This window comes from Candidatus Acetothermia bacterium, assembly GCA_024653305.1.
In the GTDB taxonomy this organism is placed as follows: domain Bacteria; phylum Bipolaricaulota; class Bipolaricaulia; order Bipolaricaulales; family Bipolaricaulaceae; genus JACIWI01.
Window position 1 is genome coordinate 44,740 of sequence record JANLFW010000009.1, and the last position, 17,512, is coordinate 62,251.

Consider the following 17,512-nt stretch of genomic DNA (forward strand, 5'->3'; position numbering starts at 1 on the left):
CGCTAGCGGGCGCTCACCGGCTGGGCGGCCCGCTCCCGGATCCACGCGAGCGCTGCCCCGAGGTCGGGGTCGTCCCCGTCCGCCGTGGCCGGGCCCTTCTCCACCGGGATGTCCGGGGTCAGGCCCACATCCTGGACCGGGCGGCCGCTCGGGGTGAAGTACTCCCCGGTGGTGAGCTTGATCGCCCCCCCGTCCGGGAGGCGCATCACGATCTCCTGGATCAGGCCCTTGCCGAACGTCTTCCGGCCCACCAGGACCCCCATGCCGTGGTCCTGGATCGCCCCAGCCATGATCTCGGAGGCCGAGGCGGTGCCCTCGTTGACCAGGACCGCCAGGGGCAGGTTGGGCAGGCCGTTGCCCCGCGAGGGATACGACCGCTCCCCGAACGACGGCCCCCGGGTGCGCACGATCGCCCCCTGGTCCACGAAGAAGCTCGCCGCCTCCACCGCCGCGGACAGGATGCCCCCCGGGTTGTTGCGGAGGTCGATGACCAGTCCGGAGAGCTCCTGGAGCGGAAACGCGTACAGGGCTTTGCCCAGCAGGGCGGCGGTCTCGAAGTCAAACCGTAGGATGCGGACATACCCGACCCGTTCCTCCTCGAGGTACCGCGACCGCACCGCCTCCACGTGGATGCGCTGCCGGACGAGGGTGATCTCCTCCACCGTGCCGTCCGGGTGCTGGACGGTCAGGGTGACGGTGGTCCCCTCCGGGCCGCGGATGCGCATCGACGCCTGCTCCAGCGTCCACCCCTCGGTGGACTCCCCGTCCACAGCCTGGATCCAGTCCCCGGGCAGGATCCCGGCCGCCTCGGCCGGCGTCCCCGGGAGCGGCGACACCACGGTCACCCGGCCGTCGCGGATGGTGATCTCCATGCCCACCCCGGAGTACTCCCCGGATAGGGAATCCTGCCACCGCGTGTACTCCTCGGGCGGGAAGAACGTGGAGTACGGGTCGCCCAGGGCGTCGATCATCCCCTGGATCGCCCCGTGAAGGAGCTGGGTATCCGTGATGTCCGCAGCCCGGTAGTAATGGCTACGGATGATCTGGTAGATCTGGGAAAGCGGGGAGAACAGGGCATCGCCTTGGCTGCCGCCCACGGCCACGACGCCGATCAGAATCAGACCAAGCAGCGCTCGACGCATCATCGTCACCTCACCTCCATGTCCCGCGCCAGTTTAAGGAACTCCGGGCTCACCGGCTTGGGGCACCCCGCCAACACCTGGGCAAGAGGGACGGCAATCACTTCGTGGCCCTGGAGGCCGGTCATGACGTCGAACTTCCCGGCGAGCGCGAACTCCACCGCCGCCGTCCCGAACCGGGTGGCGAGCAGGCGGTCGAACGGGGTGGCCACCCCGCCGCGCTGGAGGTAGGCAAGCACGGTGACCCGCGGGGTGAGGGGAAGGCCCCGCTCCTCAAGCCGGTCGGCGAGCCAATAGCCGATGCCGCCGAGCTGGACGTGACCGAACGCGTCCACTTTGCCCTGGACCACCTGCTGGCCGCCAAGCTCTTTGGCCCACGCCCCCTCGGCCACCACCACGATCGAGAACCGCTTCCCCCTCTCCAGCCGCCGCGAGATCGCCTCCGCTACCTCGTCCACCGAGAACGGCTCCTCCGGGGCCAGGATCACGTCCGCCCCACCGGCGAGCCCGCCGAGGATCGCGATCCAGCCAGCGTCCCGCCCCATCACCTCCACGATCAGCACCCGGTGGTGGGCATGGGCGGTGGTGTGCAGCTTGTCCAGGGCATCGGTGACCACGGCCAGGGCGGAGTGGAAGCCGATCGCGTAGTCCGTCCCCCCGACGTCGTTGTCGATGGTCTGGGGGATGCCCACCGCCTTGACCCCATGCTTGGCCAGGCGATGGGCCACACCGAGGGTATCGTCGCCCCCGATGGGGATCAGGGCGTCCAGCCGGCGCCGGGTGAACGTGCCCAGGATCCGGTCCACCTTGGGGGTAGGCTTCCATTCCCCGGTGGCCTTGTCCTTCTCGAACGGGTTGGTGCGCGAGGTGCCGAGGATCGTCCCCCCCACGTGAAGGATCCCGGACACGTCGCTTAGGGTCAGGGGCTGGGCGTCGTCCTCGATCGGCCCCCGCCACCCGTCCCGGAACCCGATGACCTCGATCCCGGCGGCATGGGCCCGCCGGACGATGGCCCGAATGGCGGCGTTGATCCCCGGGGAATCCCCGCCCCCTGTCAGCACTCCAATCCGCTTGATGTTAGGCATACAGCGACTTCCCTCCCGATCCCACCTGATTGATCATCTCCGCGGCCACGGCGCGGATCGCCGCCTGCACCACCTTCCCGACCTCGCGGGGATCGAACAGCTTCTTATCGGGCTTCCAATCGCGGCCACTTGAGTCGAACGTGATCGGGTCGAACGTCGTCCCCTCCGGGGGGAGGATCGCGGCCCGGTTCACCCGGAAGAAGTCGGCGGCCGCCCGAGCGTACACGTACTGGTAGGTCGTGTCCTTGTTCACCTTGCACACCCCGGCCGCCACCAGGGCCCGCACCTGCTCGGCGGACAACCCCGATGCCCCGTGCAACACGAGCGGCCGTTCCATGCCGTCCTCCCGCAGCCGCGCGTCGATCGCCCGGGCCAGGTCCGTACGCAGCGTGAGCTCCCGCCCGGTGGAGACACCGTGCTGGGTGCCCACCGAGATCGCGAGGAGGTCAACCCCGGTCCGCTCCACGTACTCCGCGGCCTCGTCGGGGTCGGTGTAGAACGCCTCGTCGGAGGCGATCTCGTCCTCCACGCCCTTGATCTTCCCGAGCTCCCCCTCCACCAGGGCCCCGTAGGGCCGAGCCAACTCGACCACTCTCTTGGTTGCCGCTACGTTCTCCTCGAACGGAAGCGCCGAGGCATCGATCATCACCGACGCGCACAGCCCCTCGGCGACCGCCGGGCGGATGAAGTCGTGCACATGGTCCGGGGTCACGTGGTCGAGGTTGACGAACACCCCGACCCTGACTTCGGCGGCGAGGGCCTGCACGTAGCGGACGAGGGCCCGCAGGCCGGGGAGGGGCTTCCCGCCGCCGGCGAACTTGGCCGCCCCCATCGACACCTGGAGCAGCAGATCGCTCTTCGCCCCCTCATAGGCAGCGAGGATCCCTAGGAGCACGTTGGGCTCGGCGAAGTTGTTAGCGATCAGCGCGTACCCATCCGCCTTCGCCCGGCGGTACACCTGAGCCAGCTCGCGCCCGCTGAGAAACGCCATGGTCCGCCTCCTTCACCCCGGATCGAGCGCCTCCCGCAGGTAACGGGCGGCGTCCTCCGGGGGCATGGGGTTGATGTAGAACCCTGTTCCCCACTCAAACCCGGCCACCCGCGTCAGCCGGGGGATGACCTCGATGTGCCAATGGTAATCGTGCTGCAACGTGGCCCAATACCCAGGCTTGCCGGGACGGGGCACGGGGTTGGGCGCGGTCTGGAGCACGAAGTTGTACGGTGGGTCCCCGAGAAGCGCCTTCAGCGCCCCTAGGGCCTGCCGGAGTACCCGGGCCAGACCTCGGCGCTGCTCCTCGTTCATGGCGGTGAAGTCGTGGGCGTGGTAGCGGGGATAGATGTGGATCTCGAACGGGAACCGGGAATCATATGGGGCGAGGATGACGTACCCGTCCACCTCGGCCACCACCCGCTGCTCCTCGTGCAGCTCCTGGAGGAGCATGTCGCAGAACACGCACCGCTCTTTGCGGTCGTAGTAGTCCTTGGCCACGTGCAGGCGGGCCCGCACGTCCCCGGGGACAACGGGGGTGGCGATGATCTGGGCATGGGGGTGGGCAAGGGACGCCCCGGCCCGCGACCCGTGGTTCTTGAACAGGAGCACGTACCTGTGCCAATCGTTCTTCATCAGTTCCCTCAGGCGCAGGGCGTAGGTATCCACCACCACCTTCAGGTGGTCCGCAGCGAGGTCGGGGAGCTCCTTGTCGTGGTCCGGGGTCTCGATCACCACCTCGTGGGCGCCGACCCCGTTCATGCGGTCGAAGAACCCGGCCACCCCAGCCCGTCCCAACTCCGGGTACGAGGTGAGGGCAGCGTACTTGTTGGGCACCACCCGCACCCGCCACCCGTTCTTCCCGTCGCCCACCCGGTACACCTCCGGCGGCGTCATGTGCTCGTGCCCAGGACAGAACGGGCAGTTCTCCAGTGGCTGCCGCAACGCCTCATCTCCGTCGGTGCGGTAATCGGAAGGCCGCATGGCGCGTTCCGGGGCGATGATGACCCATTTTTGGGTGATCAACCCGCGCCTAAGCTCTGGCATCGCTCACCCTCCACGAAACTCTTCCTTGGGGATCACCACGATCCCACTTTCGGTGACGAAGAACTTCTTCCTGTCTTCGTCGAGGTTGTAACCGATCTCGATCCCGGGGGGGATGCGGGCCCCCTTGTCCACGATCGCCCGGCGGACCCGCGCCCCCCGGCCCACGTCCACCTCGCCGAGGAGGACCGACTCCTCCACGTAGGCGAAGCTATTGACCCGGACCCCCGGGGAGAGCACCGACCGCACCACGCGCGATCCGGACACCACGCACCCCGGGGAGAGGAGCGAGCTCACCGCCATCCCGGTCCGCCCGGGCTCCTCGTGGACCGTCTTCGCCGGCGGCCACGGTTCATGGCAAGTATGGATGGGCCACGCCCGGTCGTACAGGTTGAACTTGGGGGTGATCGCCACCAGGTCCATGTGCGCCTCCCAGTAGGCGTCGATCGTGCCCACATCGCGCCAGTACGGGACGTCGTTGCGGTTCCCGAGCTCGAACGGGAACGCGAACACCTTGTCCTCGCCGACCATGCGGTTGATCAGGTCCTTGCCGAAGTCGTGGCTCGACGAGGGGTCCTGGGCGTCCTCGACGAGCCGCCGCCACAGCACCTCCGGGCGGAACAGGTAAATGCCCATGGACGCCAAACACGCGGACGCGTCGTCCGGGGACGGGGTGGGCTCGGCCGGCTTCTCCTCGAACTTAAGCACCCGCCGCTCCCGGTCCACCGCCAGCACCCCCAGCTTCCCCGCCGCCTCGGGGAGGGGCACCCGCAGCACCCCTACGGTGAGGTCGGCGCCCCTCTCCCGATGGAAGGCGAGCATCGTCCGGTAGTCCATCTTGTACACGTGGTCCCCGGCCAGGATGAGGATCGTCTCCGGCGCCCCCCGCTCCAGGGCGAACCGCTCCACCGAGTACCAGTTCTGGTGGATGGCGTCGGCGGTGCCGAGGTACCAGTGGTTGGCGATGCGCTGCTGCGGGGGGATGGTGGTGATGAACTCTCCCACCGCCGAGCTGAAGATGTCCCAGCCCTGGTGGATGTGGCGCTCCAGGGAAAGCGACTTGTACTGGGTGAGGACGAACACGTGGCGGAGCCCGGAGTGGAGGCAGTTGGTGAGGGTGAAGTCGATGATCCGGTACAGCCCGGCGAACGGGACGGCGGGCTTGGCCCGATCCCGGGTCAGGGGATACAGGCGCTCCCCACGGCCACCGGCCAACACGAACGTCAATACCCCAGCCGTCGTCATCGCTTGACTGCGCACGGGACCTGCCCCCGCGGGTTAGGGTACTTTACCACAACCCCTTGGGCCTCGCCATTGAGGAGATCCCGGGCAGGTTAAGGAAAACCCTGCTCAAGTTCGGCGGGAGGGGCGCTCCCCTCGGCCACGTACAGGTGGTCGAGGGCCAGGGCCGTCCACGCCCGGTTCTGCGCCGGATGCCCGATCCAGGTGCGGAAGTCGGCGTCGATCCACGACCCCGGCCACCCTTACTCCGTTCGCTTCACCTTCCCGCCGCTGGCCGTGGTCTCCTTGAAGCCGACTACAGGTTGATCTCCACCTGGGCCCGCTGGCGGACCTCGCTGAGCCAGGCTTGCCAAATGGCGGAGCGCTTTTCGGACAGGATCAGCGCGGCGATCTTGTCGTGGACATCGGAAAACGGGGTCTTGTTCCCGCTTGCGTCGGTGAACCGGTCGGGGTTGTTGTCGTAGTAAGCTCGGATCTCCTCCTCGCTCACCGTGGCCTCGGCCGTGACGTAAGCCTGCAGGGCCTCGATCATGAGCTGCTCCCGCACGTGGCGGGCGATGTCCGCGCGGAACGCGTCGAGGGTCGTGCCTTGGAGGAGGAGCTGGCTGGCGAGGCCTTCCTCGGTCAGGGAGTACTGGGCCATGATCTGGTTCAGAGTCTCTTCGGTCTCCGCGGCCACGCTTTCTTCGTCGGGGACGATCCCCAGCGCCCGCGCTTCCTGGAGCTGGATCTTCCGCAGGATGATCTTCTCCAGCATATCCCGCTCGTACCGATCGAGGAACGCCTTGCCCTCGTGGGTGAGGAGCAGGCTCTGGACGAAGTTTGGGAACTGCTGGTACAGGGTGAGCACGATCCGGGACAGGTCCGTGACCTGGTTCAGCTCATCCCGGCTAATCGGCTCCCCGTTGACCGTCGCCACCGGTTCTTGCGCCAGGGCGAGGGCGCCGAAGACGACCACCACCGCTACCAAGATCTTCGACAACCGGGATCACCTTTCCTTAGGGTCTATTCGCCCTCCCGGACGAACCCGATCTGCCGTACCGCCCGACGCAGGTTGCCGGCGTACTTCTTGTAGTACTCCTCCGTCCGCGGATCCACCGAAGGCGGGGTGGCAGAAAGGGCCTGTTCGAAGTGCTTCATCGTCACCTCGCTCGCCTTGATGTCCTCCCGCAGCGCGATGCGGCCGGCCTTGCGGCATACCTCGGCGATGTCCGCCCCAGTGTAGCGCTCGGTGCGACGGGCGAGGTCGGCGAGGTCCACGTCCTTGGCCAAGGCCATCCCCCGGGTGTGGACCTGGAAGATGCTCAACCGCGCCGGCTCGTCGGGCACCGGCACGTAGATGAGCTCGTCGAACCGCCCCGGCCTGAGCAGGGCCGGGTCGATGATGTCCGGCCGGTTGGTGGCCCCGATCACCACCACGCCCCGTAGCTCCTCCAGGCCGTCGAGCTCGGCCAGCATCTGGTTCACGATGCGTTCGGTGGCATGGGGCTCCCCGATCGCCGTCCCCCTGCGGGGGGCCAGGGCATCGAGCTCGTCGAGGAAGATCACGGTGGGCGCCACCTGCCGCGCCCGGCGGAACACCTCCGCCACCCGCTGCTCGGACTCCCCGTACCACTTGGAGAGGAGCTCCGAGCCCTTGGCGGTGATGAAGTTGGCCTGGGACTCGTTGGCCACCGCCTTGGCGAGCATCGTCTTCCCCGTGCCCGGTGGGCCGTAGAGGAGGATCCCCTTGGGCGGGGTGATCCCGAGCCTCCGGAACGCCTCGGGGTTGGTGAGGGGGAGCTCCACCGCCTCGCGCAAAAGCTGCTTCACCTCGGCAAGGCCGCCCACGTCGTCCCAGGTCACGGTGGGCACCTCCACCATCACCTCGCGCATCGCCGACGGGCGGACCTCCTTGAGCGCTCGGTCGAAGTCCTCACGGCGGACGACCAGCTCCTCCACCACCTCCGTGGGGATCCCCTCGTGCTCGAGATCGATCTTGGGGAGGACCCGCCGCAGCACGTTCATCGCCGCCTCCCGGGTGAAGGCGGCGATGTCCGAGCCCACGAACCCATGGGTCAGGCCCGCGTACTCATCGAGGTCCACGTCCGGAGCCAGGGGCATACCCCGGGTGTGGATCATCAGGATCTCCTTGCGCCCGTCCCGGTCCGGCACCCGGACCTCGATCTCCCGGTCGAACCGCCCCGGCCGCCGCAGGGCGGGGTCGATGGCCTCGATGCGGTTCGTGGCCCCGATCACGATCACGTTGCGCCGCTCCTTGAGGCCGTCCATCAGGGTCAGGAGCTGGGCCACCACCCGCCGCTCCACCTCCCCCGTGACCTCGGCCCGCCTGGGGGCGATGGAGTCGAGCTCGTCGATGAAGATGATCGCCGGCGCGTTCTTCTCCGCCTCCTCGAAGATCTCCCGCAGACGCTGCTCGCTCTCCCCGTAGTAGCGGGACATGATCTCCGGACCGGAGATGGCGATGAAGTGGGCATCGGTCTCGTTGGCCACGGCCTTGGCGAGCAGGGTCTTCCCCGTCCCCGGGGGCCCATAGAGGAGGACCCCCTTGGGGGGCTCGATCCCGAGGCGCGCGAACAGTTCCGGCTTCTTGAGCGGCAGCTCCACCATCTCCCGGATCTTCTGGATCACCTCCTTGAGCCCGCCGATGTCCTCGTAGGTGACCTCGGGCACCTCCCGCCCCCGCTCGGCCACCTCGACGTACTCCGGCTGGAGCTCAACCGCCGTCTCCGGGGTGATGCGCACGAGACCCCCAGGCTGGGTGCCGACCACCTTGAGCAAGATCTCCCCCAGGCCGAAACTGGGGGCCATCTCGAAGAACTCACGGAAGATGCGCTCGGTGAGGAGGTCGCCCCCGAACGGGCTGCGCTCGGCCCGGGCCGCGGTGGACACGACGTCCCCGGTGCGCACCACGCGGCCGACCATGATGTGGCGCAGGCTGTCCGGGGAGGCCACCAGCCGTATCCCGCGCCGGGCCGGGGCCAGGCTCACCTGAACGGCCGGCCGCCATCTGGCCTTCCGCACCTCGGCCGCGTCGCCCACCCCGACCCCGGCGTTGGCCCGGATGAGGCCGTCGATGCGGATGATGTCCAGCCCCGCATCGGCAGGATAGGCCACGGCGGCGATGGCCCCGGTGACCCGGCTGCCCTCGATCTCAAGGGGCTCCCCCGGGGACACCCCCAGCGCGTCCATGTGCTGGCTGGTAATGCGGGCGATCCCGCGACCCACGTCCTGCTGATGGGCTTCGGCCACCTTGAGCCTGAGTCCCTTCTCCTCTTCCTTGGCCATGGCCCCTCCTTGCGCAGTAATGGTAGCGCCCGCGAGAGCCAGGCTCCACTCGCCGGCTATAATCCCGATGTGCGGCTTTTCTTCTGTGTCGAGCTGGACGACGGCGTACGCCGGACGCTCGCCGAACACGCCGGGCGCCTCCGCCCCCAGGTGGGAGGCGGGACGTGGGTGGCGCAGGACAACCTGCACATCACCCTGCGCTTCTTGGGCGAGGTGGCCGAGGCGGCCCTGCCGGGACTGGCCGAGGTCGGGCGAACCGCAGCGACCGGGATCGCGCCGTTCACCTTGGCGGTGGACACCTTGGGCGCGTTCCCTAGCCCCCGGCGGGCGCGGGTGCTGTGGGCCGGCCCAGCCCGGGAGAGCGGGCCGTTCACCGCACTGGCGCTGGCGATCGAGGACGGCGTCCTACGGCTGGGGTTCCCACCGGAGACGAAACCCGCGCTTCCCCACATCACCCTGGCTCGGTTCCGCTCACCCCGGGACCTCTCGGGCGCCCTGGCCGGGGCCACGCTCCCCCCGTTGGCCGTGGAGGTGCGCCAGGTCACGTTGATGCGGTCCGAGCTTTGCCCCCAGGGCCCGCTCTACACCTCGCTTTCCCGGTGGCCGCTTGGGGGGTGACCCGGATGCCGTATGAGATCTTGGACCACGCCGCCGATGCTGGGGTGCGCGGAATTGGGGCCACCCTGGATGAGGCGTTCGCCGAGGCCGCCCGGGGCATGTTCGCCCTGATGGCCCACCTCGAGCGGGTTCGGCCAGAGCGGACGGTGGACGTCGCGGTGGAGGCGGATACCCTGGAAGGGCTGCTCGTGGCGTGGCTCGGGGAGCTCCTCGCCCGGCGGGACATCGAGGGGTTGCTCTTCTCCCGGTTCGCGGTGGAGATCGCCCGCGAGGGGAGTGGGTGGCGCCTCCGCGGGCGGGCCCGGGGAGAAGGGGTGGACCCGGCCCGGCATCGGCTAGGGGTGGAGGTGAAGGCGGCCACGTACTACGGGGTGCGCGTGGGGCAGGACGGCGACCGGTTCATCGCCCAGTGCGTGGTCGACCTGTAATGCGGTTGACCGGTTGGGAGGTGGCCTGTGTGTCCCCTCTCCCCCGGTGGGAGAGGGTGAGGGGGAGAACATGGAGCTAAAACGGATCACCGAATACGAGTGGGAGCTTCCCAAGATGGGGGAGATGCGGGTCCCGGGGCGGATCTACATCTCCGCGGCCCTGCTCAAACCGCTCCTCGCCGAGAGGGGCGAGGGCGGCGGGCACGAGGGGAACGCGATCGATCAGGTGAAGAACGTGGCCTCACTCCCGGGGATCGTCAAGGCCTCGATCGCCATGCCCGATGTGCACCCGGGCTACGGGTTCCCCATCGGCGGGGTGGGCGCGTTCGACCCCGACGAGGGCGTGGTGGCGATGGGAGGTGTGGGGTTCGACATCAACTGCGGGGTGCGGGTGCTGGCGACCCCGTTTTCCCGGAAGGAGGTCGAGGCGCGCAAGGAACAGGTGGCCGACGCCCTGTTTGCCCACGTGCCGGCGGGCCTCGGGTCCGAAGGGAAGCTCCGCCTCACCGTAGCCGAGATCGACGAGGTCCTCAAAAAGGGGGCCAAGTTCGCCCTCGAGCGGGGGTTCGGGATCCCCGAGGACCTCGAGTACGTCGAGGAGGGCGGGAGGATGGACGGGGCCGACCCGGCCGCCGTCTCCCCAAAGGCCAAGGAGCGCCAGTTCCGCCAGGTGGGGACGCTCGGCTCGGGCAACCACTACCTCGAGGTCCAATTCGTGGAGGAAGTGTACGATCCTGAGGCCGCTCGGGCCTACGGGATCGAACGGGACCAAATCTTGATCGCGATCCACTGTGGCTCCCGGGCCCTAGGCCACCAGATCGGTCAGGACTACCTCCAGGAGCTGGAGCGGGCGAGCCGCAAGTACGGGATCCCGATCCGCGAGCGGGAGCTCGTCTGCGCCCCGATCAAGTCCCCGGAGGGGGAGCGGTACCTGGCCGCGGTGGCGGCCGGGATCAACTGCGCGTTCGCCAACCGGCAGGTGATCGCTCACCTCGTGCGCGAGGCGCTGGCGCCGCTGTTCGCCATCCCCTTGGAGAAGATCCGCACCATCTACGATGTGGGCCACAACAACGTGAAGTTCGAGCGGCACCGGGTGGATGGGGCGGAGAAGACGCTCCTCGTGCACCGCAAGGGTTCCACCCGCGCGTTCGGCCCCGGACGGCCGGAGAACCCGCCAGCGTACCGGAAGGTGGGGCACCCCATCTTCGTCGGCGGGACGATGGGCACCGCCTCCTACATCCTACACGGGACAGAGGTGGGAATGGACAAGGTGTTCGGTTCCGGAGTCCACGGGGCCGGGCGGGCCATGTCCCGGGTCAAGGCCAAGAAGCGGTGGCGCGGGGACCAGCTGGTGCGCGAGCTCGCCGGGCAGGGGATCGTCGTCCGCGCCCACTCCCTAGCCGGGGCGGCGGAGGAAGCACCGGGGGCGTACAAGGATGTGGAGCTGGTGGTGGAGGCGGCGGTGGGGGCCGGCCTCAACACCGTGGTCGCCCGGGTGCGGCCGCTCGTGTGCATCAAGGGCTGAGCCCATCCTGACGAGGCCCCCGCGGACCCGGCACGCTGCTGCCGGTCCGAAGGCCGGCGTGCGCAGTGGGCCGGCCCTGGGAGAAGAGCCGGAAGGCCAAGGCCGTGACCACACCCAGCCCGAGGAAGTACCACACCCACCAGGGAAAGCCAAGCGGACCCGGGCTCCTGTCCCCCCACGCCCAGAAGTCGTTGCCCAAGAGGAACAGGAGGACGAAACCTAGACCCCACCCCCACCTGACACGTCCCTTTTCCCGCCCGGCGCATGGGCGGGGCGGGGTGAGAAGGCCCATGCCCACGAGCACAAGGCTCGCCACGGCCACGATGGGGACCACGGGGAGGGTCCCAAACCCCGGCAGCAACCGGAAGCGGTAGGCCACCACCAGCCCCTCCCCCACCAGGATGGAGGCGATGGCCCCTGGGGCCGTCGCCCGCCGCCAGTAGAGGGCGGCCACCACCGTGGGGAAGAGGACGGCCAGTCCGGTGAAGGCCTCGGTGGCGATCTCCAGGAAGGTGGCGGGGGGCCGCCACGCGATCGCCAACCCCGCCAAGGCGAGCCCGACCACGAACAACTTCCCCAGCCACGGAGAGGCAGGGCGCTTCGTTAGCGGCTCCCAGAGATCCCTGGTGAGCATGGAGGAAAGGGTGAGGAGCTGGGAGTCCAAGGTGGACATGAGGGCGGCGAGGGCCGCGGCGAGGACCAGGGCCTCCAGGACGGGTGGGGCGTAGCGGGAAAGGAGCAGGGGGAGGATCCGGTCGGAGGCGATCCCACTCGGAAGCTCAGGGAACGCGAGCCGTCCTACCACCCCGATCGCCACCGGAAGCAAGAACAGGATCCCGGTGACCAGGGGGTACAGAAGCATCGTGGTGGACAGGGCCCGCTCGTCCCGGGCGGCATAGAAGCGCTGGAAGAGCTGGGGGAACATGGGGTCGCACAGCAGCCACAGGAGCATATACCCAAACCAGATCCCCGGCGGGAAGGCCCCGCCCAGCCCGGGACGGGAGAAGAGCCCTGGCCAGGCCGAGGCCGCGGCCCGGTTGGCCGCCGACAGGCCCCCAAACGGGGCCGCCACCACCCCCAGGGCCACGAGGAGCAGGACCAGCATCATCCCCCCCTGCACCACGTCGGTCCACGCCACCCCCCGCATCCCCCCAAGGAACGTGTAAAAGAGCACCACGGCGGTGACCAGGGCCGCCCCAGCAAAATAGGGGAGCCCTAAAAGCTCCTCCAGGGCGTACCCGGCGGCCATGGGCTGCATGGCAAGGTACGGCAGGGTGAAGACGGCCATCACGGCGAGGAAGAGCAGCCGCAAGGTCGGGCTCCGGAACCGGTCGAACACGAGCTCCGGCGGGGTAAGAAGCCCCTTCTCCCTCCCCAGCCGCCACACCGGAAAGCCGATGAAATAGAACGAGATGGCCATGAACCCTGTGCCAAAGGCCATGATGGGGTAGAACGCGTACCCGATCCGCCACCCGGCCCCGGAGAACCCGAACACGGTGAAGGCGCTGAAGTTGGTGGCGGCCATGGTGAGGAACAGGACCCAAGGGGAAAGGGTACGCGAAGCCACGAAGTAGTCCTCCAGGCTGCGCCGGGCACGCCTCCTCGCCCAAAGCCCAATCCCCGCAAGCACCGCGAGGTACCCACCTACCACGAGCGACTTCTCCCACATGCCCTCCTCCTCAAGGGAAGCGGCCACCCGCTGAGGCTGGGTGGCCGCTTGGCCTAGCATGCCTCGCCCGGCTGGGGGTCCGGCCTGCCGCCTTCCCCATCGGGGCAAACCGGCCCAAAAAGTTGGGGCTAGATCATGATCTTAACCTCCCCGGCCTAGGGGCTGAACCAACGGGTCCAGGAGTGCCTGAGGGCCCGGCTCTCCCGGGCAAGAAGCCTCGCGAGCTTCTGGGGATCATGCTTCACCGTGGCCTTGCCCTCCAGCTCCACCACCTGGAGGAGCGGGGCCCGGACCACCCGGAGGCCAAAGGTCTTCGCCCCTTTGAGGTCGTCCCGTACCGGCTCGCTCCCCTCCGCTCTGTACCGGGCCAGGATCTCCGGAGGCGGGGGGGCGCTGTTCACCACCACCGCGTGGAACCGACGCAGGTCCACGTGCTTGGCCAAGGCCGCGAGGTGATCGGAGGCCGTGTACCCGTCCGTCTCCCCGGGCTCGGTCATCAGGTTCATGATCACCATCTTCTCCGCCCGGGCCCGGGTGATGGCGCCGGCGATCCCGTCCACGAGGAGGTTGGGGATGATGCTCGTATAGAGGCTCCCCGGCCCGAGCAGGATCAGGTCGGCCTCGGCAATCGCGGACAGGGCCCGCTCGTACGCCTTGGCCGGGTGGGACAGCCACACCCGACGGATGGCCGCGGGGTCGGCGACGATCTCCGCCTCCCCGACCACCTCCCGGCCGTCGGCGAGCTCGGCCACGAGGTCCGTCCGGTCCAGGGTGGACGGGACCACCTGCCCGCGCACGGACAGGAAACGGCTCGCCTCCTCCACCGCCCGGTCGAACCCGCCCACCGCCTGCTCCATCCCGGCGAGGAGGATGTTCCCCAGCGAGTGCCCGGCCAACCCTTCGCCGGATTGGAACCGGTGCTGCATGAACTTGGCCATCCTTTCTTCGTCCTCGGCCAGGGCGAGGAGGCAGTTGCGCACGTCCCCAGGGGGGAGGACATCGAGCTCCATCCGGAGGCGGCCGGAGCTGCCGCCGGTGTCCATCATCGTGACCACCGCGGTGAGGTTGGCGGTGTACGCCTTGACGCCGCGGAGCAGGGTCGAGAGCCCGGTCCCCCCGCCCACCGCCACCACGTGCGGGGCGGCGCGGAGGATCCGGCCCTGGTAGAGGGCCTCGGCCAACGATCCCCCGCGATGTGGGGAAACGGCGTGCAGGACCGCCCGTACGGCCAGCGCCGTCCCCAGCACCGCTCCGGCCAGCCCGAGGGCGACCACCGCCGCCCCGAACACCGGCCGCCACAGGAACGGGAAGTGCCGCAGAAGCAAGGTATACAGGCCACGCATCCCGTCCTCTCCCACCAGGCACAGGGCGCCGAACGCGACGAGCGCGATCGACCCCAGGGCCAGGAAGAACCAGCGCTTCACCCCCATCCCGGGGAGGAACAGCTTCAAAAACGACGGGACCTTCACGACCACTCCACGCGAACGCCCGGGCCGAGCTTGATCAGGTCCCGCACGAGCTCCGGACACGGCTGTACCGCATACCGCCGGCCGGCGATCACGGTCAGGCTCTGATCCCCGTCCTGGAGCTCAAGCCAGGTCGGCACCGGGCCGGGGTGGTCGGAGAGCACCGCCGCCAACCTGGATACCGCGGATGGAGTCGCCAGATCCACCGGGAGCCGGATCAGGCAGTGGGCAGGCCCGTTCTTCTCCGACCCGGCCAGGGGCTCGATCTCCAGGGCGAGAAGCCGCCGCGCCCCGTTACGCTCCGACCACCGCACCTGCAGGAGGGCCAGGGCGTCTGCCTTGAGCCACTCCGCCGCCTCGTACTGCTTGGGGCGGATCACCACCTCCACCTCGCCGGTCTTGTCCTCGACGGTTAGAAACGCCATCCGCCCTTCTTGGGTCCCCACGGGTTTGATCGCCTTGACCCGCCCGGCCACGGTGAACGTGGTGGTGCGGGCCGGGGCCTCGGCGATGGGCACCGCCCCCCGCGCGGCGAGCCGCTCCGCGTGCCCGTCCAGGGGATGCCCGGAGAGATAAAGCCCGAGGAGCTCCTTCTCGAACCGGAGCAGGGTCTCCCGCGGGAACTCCGCTGTGTCCACCGGAAGCTTGGGCACGAGCTCCTCGGTGTCGAAGAACGACTGCTGGCCGGTGACCCGCTCGCGGCGGGAGAGTTGGCTCAACCGCAGCCCCTCGTCCACCAAGGCCATCAGAGCCTTGCGGGGAGATCCAAACCGGTCCATCGCCCCGGCCTTGATCAGGCACTCCACCGTCTCCCGGTTCACCCGCTCCGGGTCGATCCGCTGGCAGAAATCGAAGAAGCTTTTGAACCCCGAGCCGCGCACGGCGAGGATCGACTCCACCGCCCCTTCCCCGACGTGCTTGATCGCCCCAAGGCCGAACCGGATCTTGCCCTCCCCGACCGGGGTGAACCCCACCGCCGACTCGTTCACATCGGGCGGCAGGACCTCGATCCCCATCCCCCGGCACTCCTCGATGTAGGCCGCGATCTTGTCCGTGTTCTCCTGCACCGAGCTCAAGAGGGCGGCCATGAAGTCCGTGGGGTAATGGGCCTTGAAATAGGCGGTCCAATAGGTGATGAACGCGTACGCCGCGGCGTGGGCCTTGGCGAACCCGTAGCGCGCGAACTTCTCGATGTCGGCGAAGATCGCCCGCGCCTCGTCTTCGGAAAGGCCGCTTTTGACGCATCCGGCCACGAAGCGGGCCTCCATCTCCGCCATCACCTCGGGCTTCTTCTTGCCCATCGCCTTGCGCAGGAGGTCGGCCTCGGCCAGGGTGAACCCGGCGAGCTTCTGGGCCATGAGCATGACCTGGTCTTGGTAGATGGGAAGGCCGTACGTCTCCTCGAGGATCTCCCGCACTGCGTCGTGGGGGTAGGTCACCGATTGCCGCCCGTGCTTGCGCTCGATGTAGTCGTCGGCCATCCCCGACTCCAAGGGGCCGGGACGGTACAACGCCAGGATGGCGATGAGGTCCCGGAACTCCGATGGGGCAAGCCTCCGGATCAGGGCCCGCATCCCCGCCGATTCCAGCTGAAACACCCCGGTGGTGTGGCCGGAGCGGATGAGCTCATACGTGGCCGGATCATCGAGCGGGATCCGCGACAGGTCCACCTCCACCCCCACGCGCTCCCACACCAAGCGGCCCACATCGTCGAGCAGGGTCAGGTTCCTGAGGCCGAGGAAGTCCATCTTGAGGAGCCCGAGCGCCTCCAGGTCGTGCATGTCGAACTGGGTCACGAACTGGCCGTCAGTGAGACGCAGCAAGGGCACATACCGCTCCAACGGCTCGGGGGCGATCACCACCCCCGCGGCGTGGGTGGACGCGTTGCGCAGGAGCCCCTCCAGCCGCTGGGCGATGGCGAACAGCTTCCTCACCTCCTCGTCGTCCTCGATCATCGCCCGCAGGGCCGAGATCTGCTCCAGGGCCTGGGGGAGGGGCATCCCGAATGGGACGAGCTTCGCGATCCGATCCGCCTTCTCGTAGGGGAGCCCGAGCACCCTCGCCACGTCCCGCACCACCGACCGGGACGCCATCCGGTCGAAGGTGGCGATCTGGGCCAGGTGATCGCGGCCGTAGCGGTCGGCGGCGTAGCGGATCACCTCGTCACGTCCCCGCACGCAGAAGTCGATGTCGATGTCGGGGAGGCTGATCCGGTCCGGATTCAGGAACCGCTCGAACAGGAGGCCAAACCGGAGGGGATCGACGTCGGTGATGCCGAGGGCATAGGCGACCAGCGACCCCGCTGCCGATCCCCGCCCCGGCCCCACCGGGATCTTTCGCCGCCGCGCGTAACCCACGAAGTCGGCCACGATGAGGAAGTACGGGGCAAGGTCCATCCTTCCGATGACGGAGAGCTCGTACTCCAGGCGCTCACGGACCTTGTCGGGAAGGGGGTCTCCGAACCGGGCCACGGCCCCGGCCCAGGCACGGCTCTCCAGCTCCGCCTGCGGAGAACCCGCGGCGTCCGGAAACCTGGGGAGCAAGTGTTGACCGAACTGCAACTTGAGCTCACACGCCTCGGCGATGGCCAGGGTCACGTCCACCGCCTGGGGGACCTCGCGAAACCGGGTCCGCACCTCCTCCTCGGTGAGGAAGTGGAAGCCGTCGCCGTCGAAGCTGCGGGCGTCCGGGGTCCCCAGGCGCTTGCCCCCCTGGATGTTGATCAGCACCTGGTGAGGCTCGCGGTCGTCCGGGGAGAGGTAGTGGACGTCGGCCGTGGCCACCACCGGCAGGCCGAGCCGGCGGGCCAAGGTGAGCTCCTGGGCGATGAGCGTCCGGCTGCGGTCAAGGCCATGGTCCTGAAGCTCCAAGTAGAATCGGCCGGGGAAGATCTCGCTCAAGCGCCCGGCGGCGTGGGCCGCCTCGTCCACGCGGCCCTGAAGGAGGAGCTTTTGCACCTCGCCCGACTCGCAGGCGGACAGGGCGACCAGCCCGTCCGCGTGCTCCGCCAGGAGCGGGAG

General features: G+C 68.9%; 13 protein-coding genes. 3 read left to right on the forward strand and 10 right to left on the reverse strand.

Annotated features, from left to right (window positions below):
* Positions 1 to 2 precede the first annotated feature (2 nt).
* The 7 genes from NUV94_04795 to NUV94_04825 form a co-directional block, all read right to left on the reverse strand.
* The gene (locus tag NUV94_04795; GenBank protein MCR4392094.1) at positions 3 to 1,145 is read right to left on the reverse strand and encodes a S41 family peptidase; all 1,143 of its coding nucleotides are present in this window, start codon (positions 1,143 to 1,145) and stop codon (positions 3 to 5) included.
* A gap of 2 nt (positions 1,146 to 1,147) precedes the next feature.
* On the reverse strand, positions 1,148 to 2,224 hold the full coding sequence (locus NUV94_04800) for a 6-phosphofructokinase (GenBank protein MCR4392095.1): 1,077 nt from the start codon (positions 2,222 to 2,224) through the stop codon (positions 1,148 to 1,150).
* A complete protein-coding gene (locus tag NUV94_04805) occupies positions 2,217 to 3,215 on the reverse strand; it encodes a class II fructose-bisphosphate aldolase (protein ID MCR4392096.1) in 999 nt (332 codons plus the stop codon). The genes NUV94_04800 and NUV94_04805 overlap by 8 nt, the downstream gene beginning before the upstream one ends.
* 12 nt (positions 3,216 to 3,227) lie before the next feature.
* The gene (gene galT, locus NUV94_04810) at positions 3,228 to 4,259 is read right to left on the reverse strand and encodes a galactose-1-phosphate uridylyltransferase (GenBank protein ID MCR4392097.1); all 1,032 of its coding nucleotides are present in this window, start codon (positions 4,257 to 4,259) and stop codon (positions 3,228 to 3,230) included.
* A gap of 3 nt (positions 4,260 to 4,262) precedes the next feature.
* Positions 4,263 to 5,501 carry a glucose-1-phosphate adenylyltransferase gene (glgC, locus tag NUV94_04815; protein ID MCR4392098.1) on the reverse strand — a complete coding sequence of 413 codons (1,239 nt, stop codon included), beginning with the start codon at positions 5,499 to 5,501 and terminating at the stop codon, positions 4,263 to 4,265.
* A 292-nt stretch (positions 5,502 to 5,793) separates the two neighbouring features.
* Positions 5,794 to 6,480, reverse strand: a complete 687-nt coding sequence (locus tag NUV94_04820) for a SurA N-terminal domain-containing protein (protein ID MCR4392099.1) — start codon at positions 6,478 to 6,480, stop codon at positions 5,794 to 5,796.
* A gap of 23 nt (positions 6,481 to 6,503) precedes the next feature.
* A complete protein-coding gene (locus tag NUV94_04825) occupies positions 6,504 to 8,786 on the reverse strand; it encodes a CDC48 family AAA ATPase (GenBank protein ID MCR4392100.1) in 2,283 nt (760 codons plus the stop codon).
* Between the two features lie 69 nt (positions 8,787 to 8,855).
* Between NUV94_04825 and thpR the strand changes: the two genes are divergently transcribed.
* The 3 genes from thpR (at position 8,856) to NUV94_04840 (ending at position 11,357) form a co-directional block, all read left to right on the forward strand.
* Positions 8,856 to 9,404 carry an RNA 2',3'-cyclic phosphodiesterase gene (gene thpR, locus NUV94_04830; GenBank protein MCR4392101.1) on the forward strand — a complete coding sequence of 183 codons (549 nt, stop codon included), beginning with the start codon at positions 8,856 to 8,858 and terminating at the stop codon, positions 9,402 to 9,404.
* A 5-nt stretch (positions 9,405 to 9,409) separates the two neighbouring features.
* Positions 9,410 to 9,832, forward strand: coding sequence for an archease (locus NUV94_04835; protein MCR4392102.1), 423 nt, complete (start codon positions 9,410 to 9,412; stop codon positions 9,830 to 9,832).
* A gap of 70 nt (positions 9,833 to 9,902) precedes the next feature.
* Complete coding sequence (locus NUV94_04840; GenBank protein MCR4392103.1) at positions 9,903 to 11,357, forward strand: RtcB family protein; 1,455 nt, start codon at positions 9,903 to 9,905, stop codon at positions 11,355 to 11,357.
* On the opposite strand, the gene NUV94_04845 is transcribed toward NUV94_04840, so the two are convergent.
* From NUV94_04845 to dnaE, 3 genes are all read right to left on the reverse strand, one after another.
* On the reverse strand, positions 11,347 to 13,026 hold the full coding sequence (locus NUV94_04845) for a sodium:solute symporter family protein (protein ID MCR4392104.1): 1,680 nt from the start codon (positions 13,024 to 13,026) through the stop codon (positions 11,347 to 11,349). The two genes, NUV94_04840 and NUV94_04845, sit on opposite strands and share 11 nt — an antisense overlap.
* Positions 13,027 to 13,181: 155 nt before the next feature.
* Complete coding sequence (locus tag NUV94_04850; protein MCR4392105.1) at positions 13,182 to 14,495, reverse strand: YvcK family protein; 1,314 nt, start codon at positions 14,493 to 14,495, stop codon at positions 13,182 to 13,184.
* On the reverse strand, positions 14,492 to 17,512 hold a 3,021-nt coding region (gene dnaE / locus NUV94_04855; protein ID MCR4392106.1), incomplete at its 5' end, for a DNA polymerase III subunit alpha. The genes NUV94_04850 and dnaE, both read right to left, overlap by 4 nt.

Coding starts and splice junctions, on each gene's coding strand:
- NUV94_04795 (MCR4392094.1), bottom strand. CDS start 1,145: ATGATGCGTCGAGCGCTGCTTGGTCTGATTCTGATCGGCGTCGTGGCC.
- NUV94_04800 (MCR4392095.1), bottom strand. CDS start 2,224: ATGCCTAACATCAAGCGGATTGGAGTGCTGACAGGGGGCGGGGATTCC.
- NUV94_04805 (MCR4392096.1), bottom strand. CDS start 3,215: ATGGCGTTTCTCAGCGGGCGCGAGCTGGCTCAGGTGTACCGCCGGGCG.
- galT (MCR4392097.1), bottom strand. CDS start 4,259: ATGCCAGAGCTTAGGCGCGGGTTGATCACCCAAAAATGGGTCATCATC.
- glgC (MCR4392098.1), bottom strand. CDS start 5,501: ATGACGACGGCTGGGGTATTGACGTTCGTGTTGGCCGGTGGCCGTGGG.
- NUV94_04825 (MCR4392100.1), bottom strand. CDS start 8,786: ATGGCCAAGGAAGAGGAGAAGGGACTCAGGCTCAAGGTGGCCGAAGCC.
- NUV94_04835 (MCR4392102.1), top strand. CDS start 9,410: ATGCCGTATGAGATCTTGGACCACGCCGCCGATGCTGGGGTGCGCGGA.
- NUV94_04840 (MCR4392103.1), top strand. CDS start 9,903: ATGGAGCTAAAACGGATCACCGAATACGAGTGGGAGCTTCCCAAGATG.
- NUV94_04845 (MCR4392104.1), bottom strand. CDS start 13,026: ATGTGGGAGAAGTCGCTCGTGGTAGGTGGGTACCTCGCGGTGCTTGCG.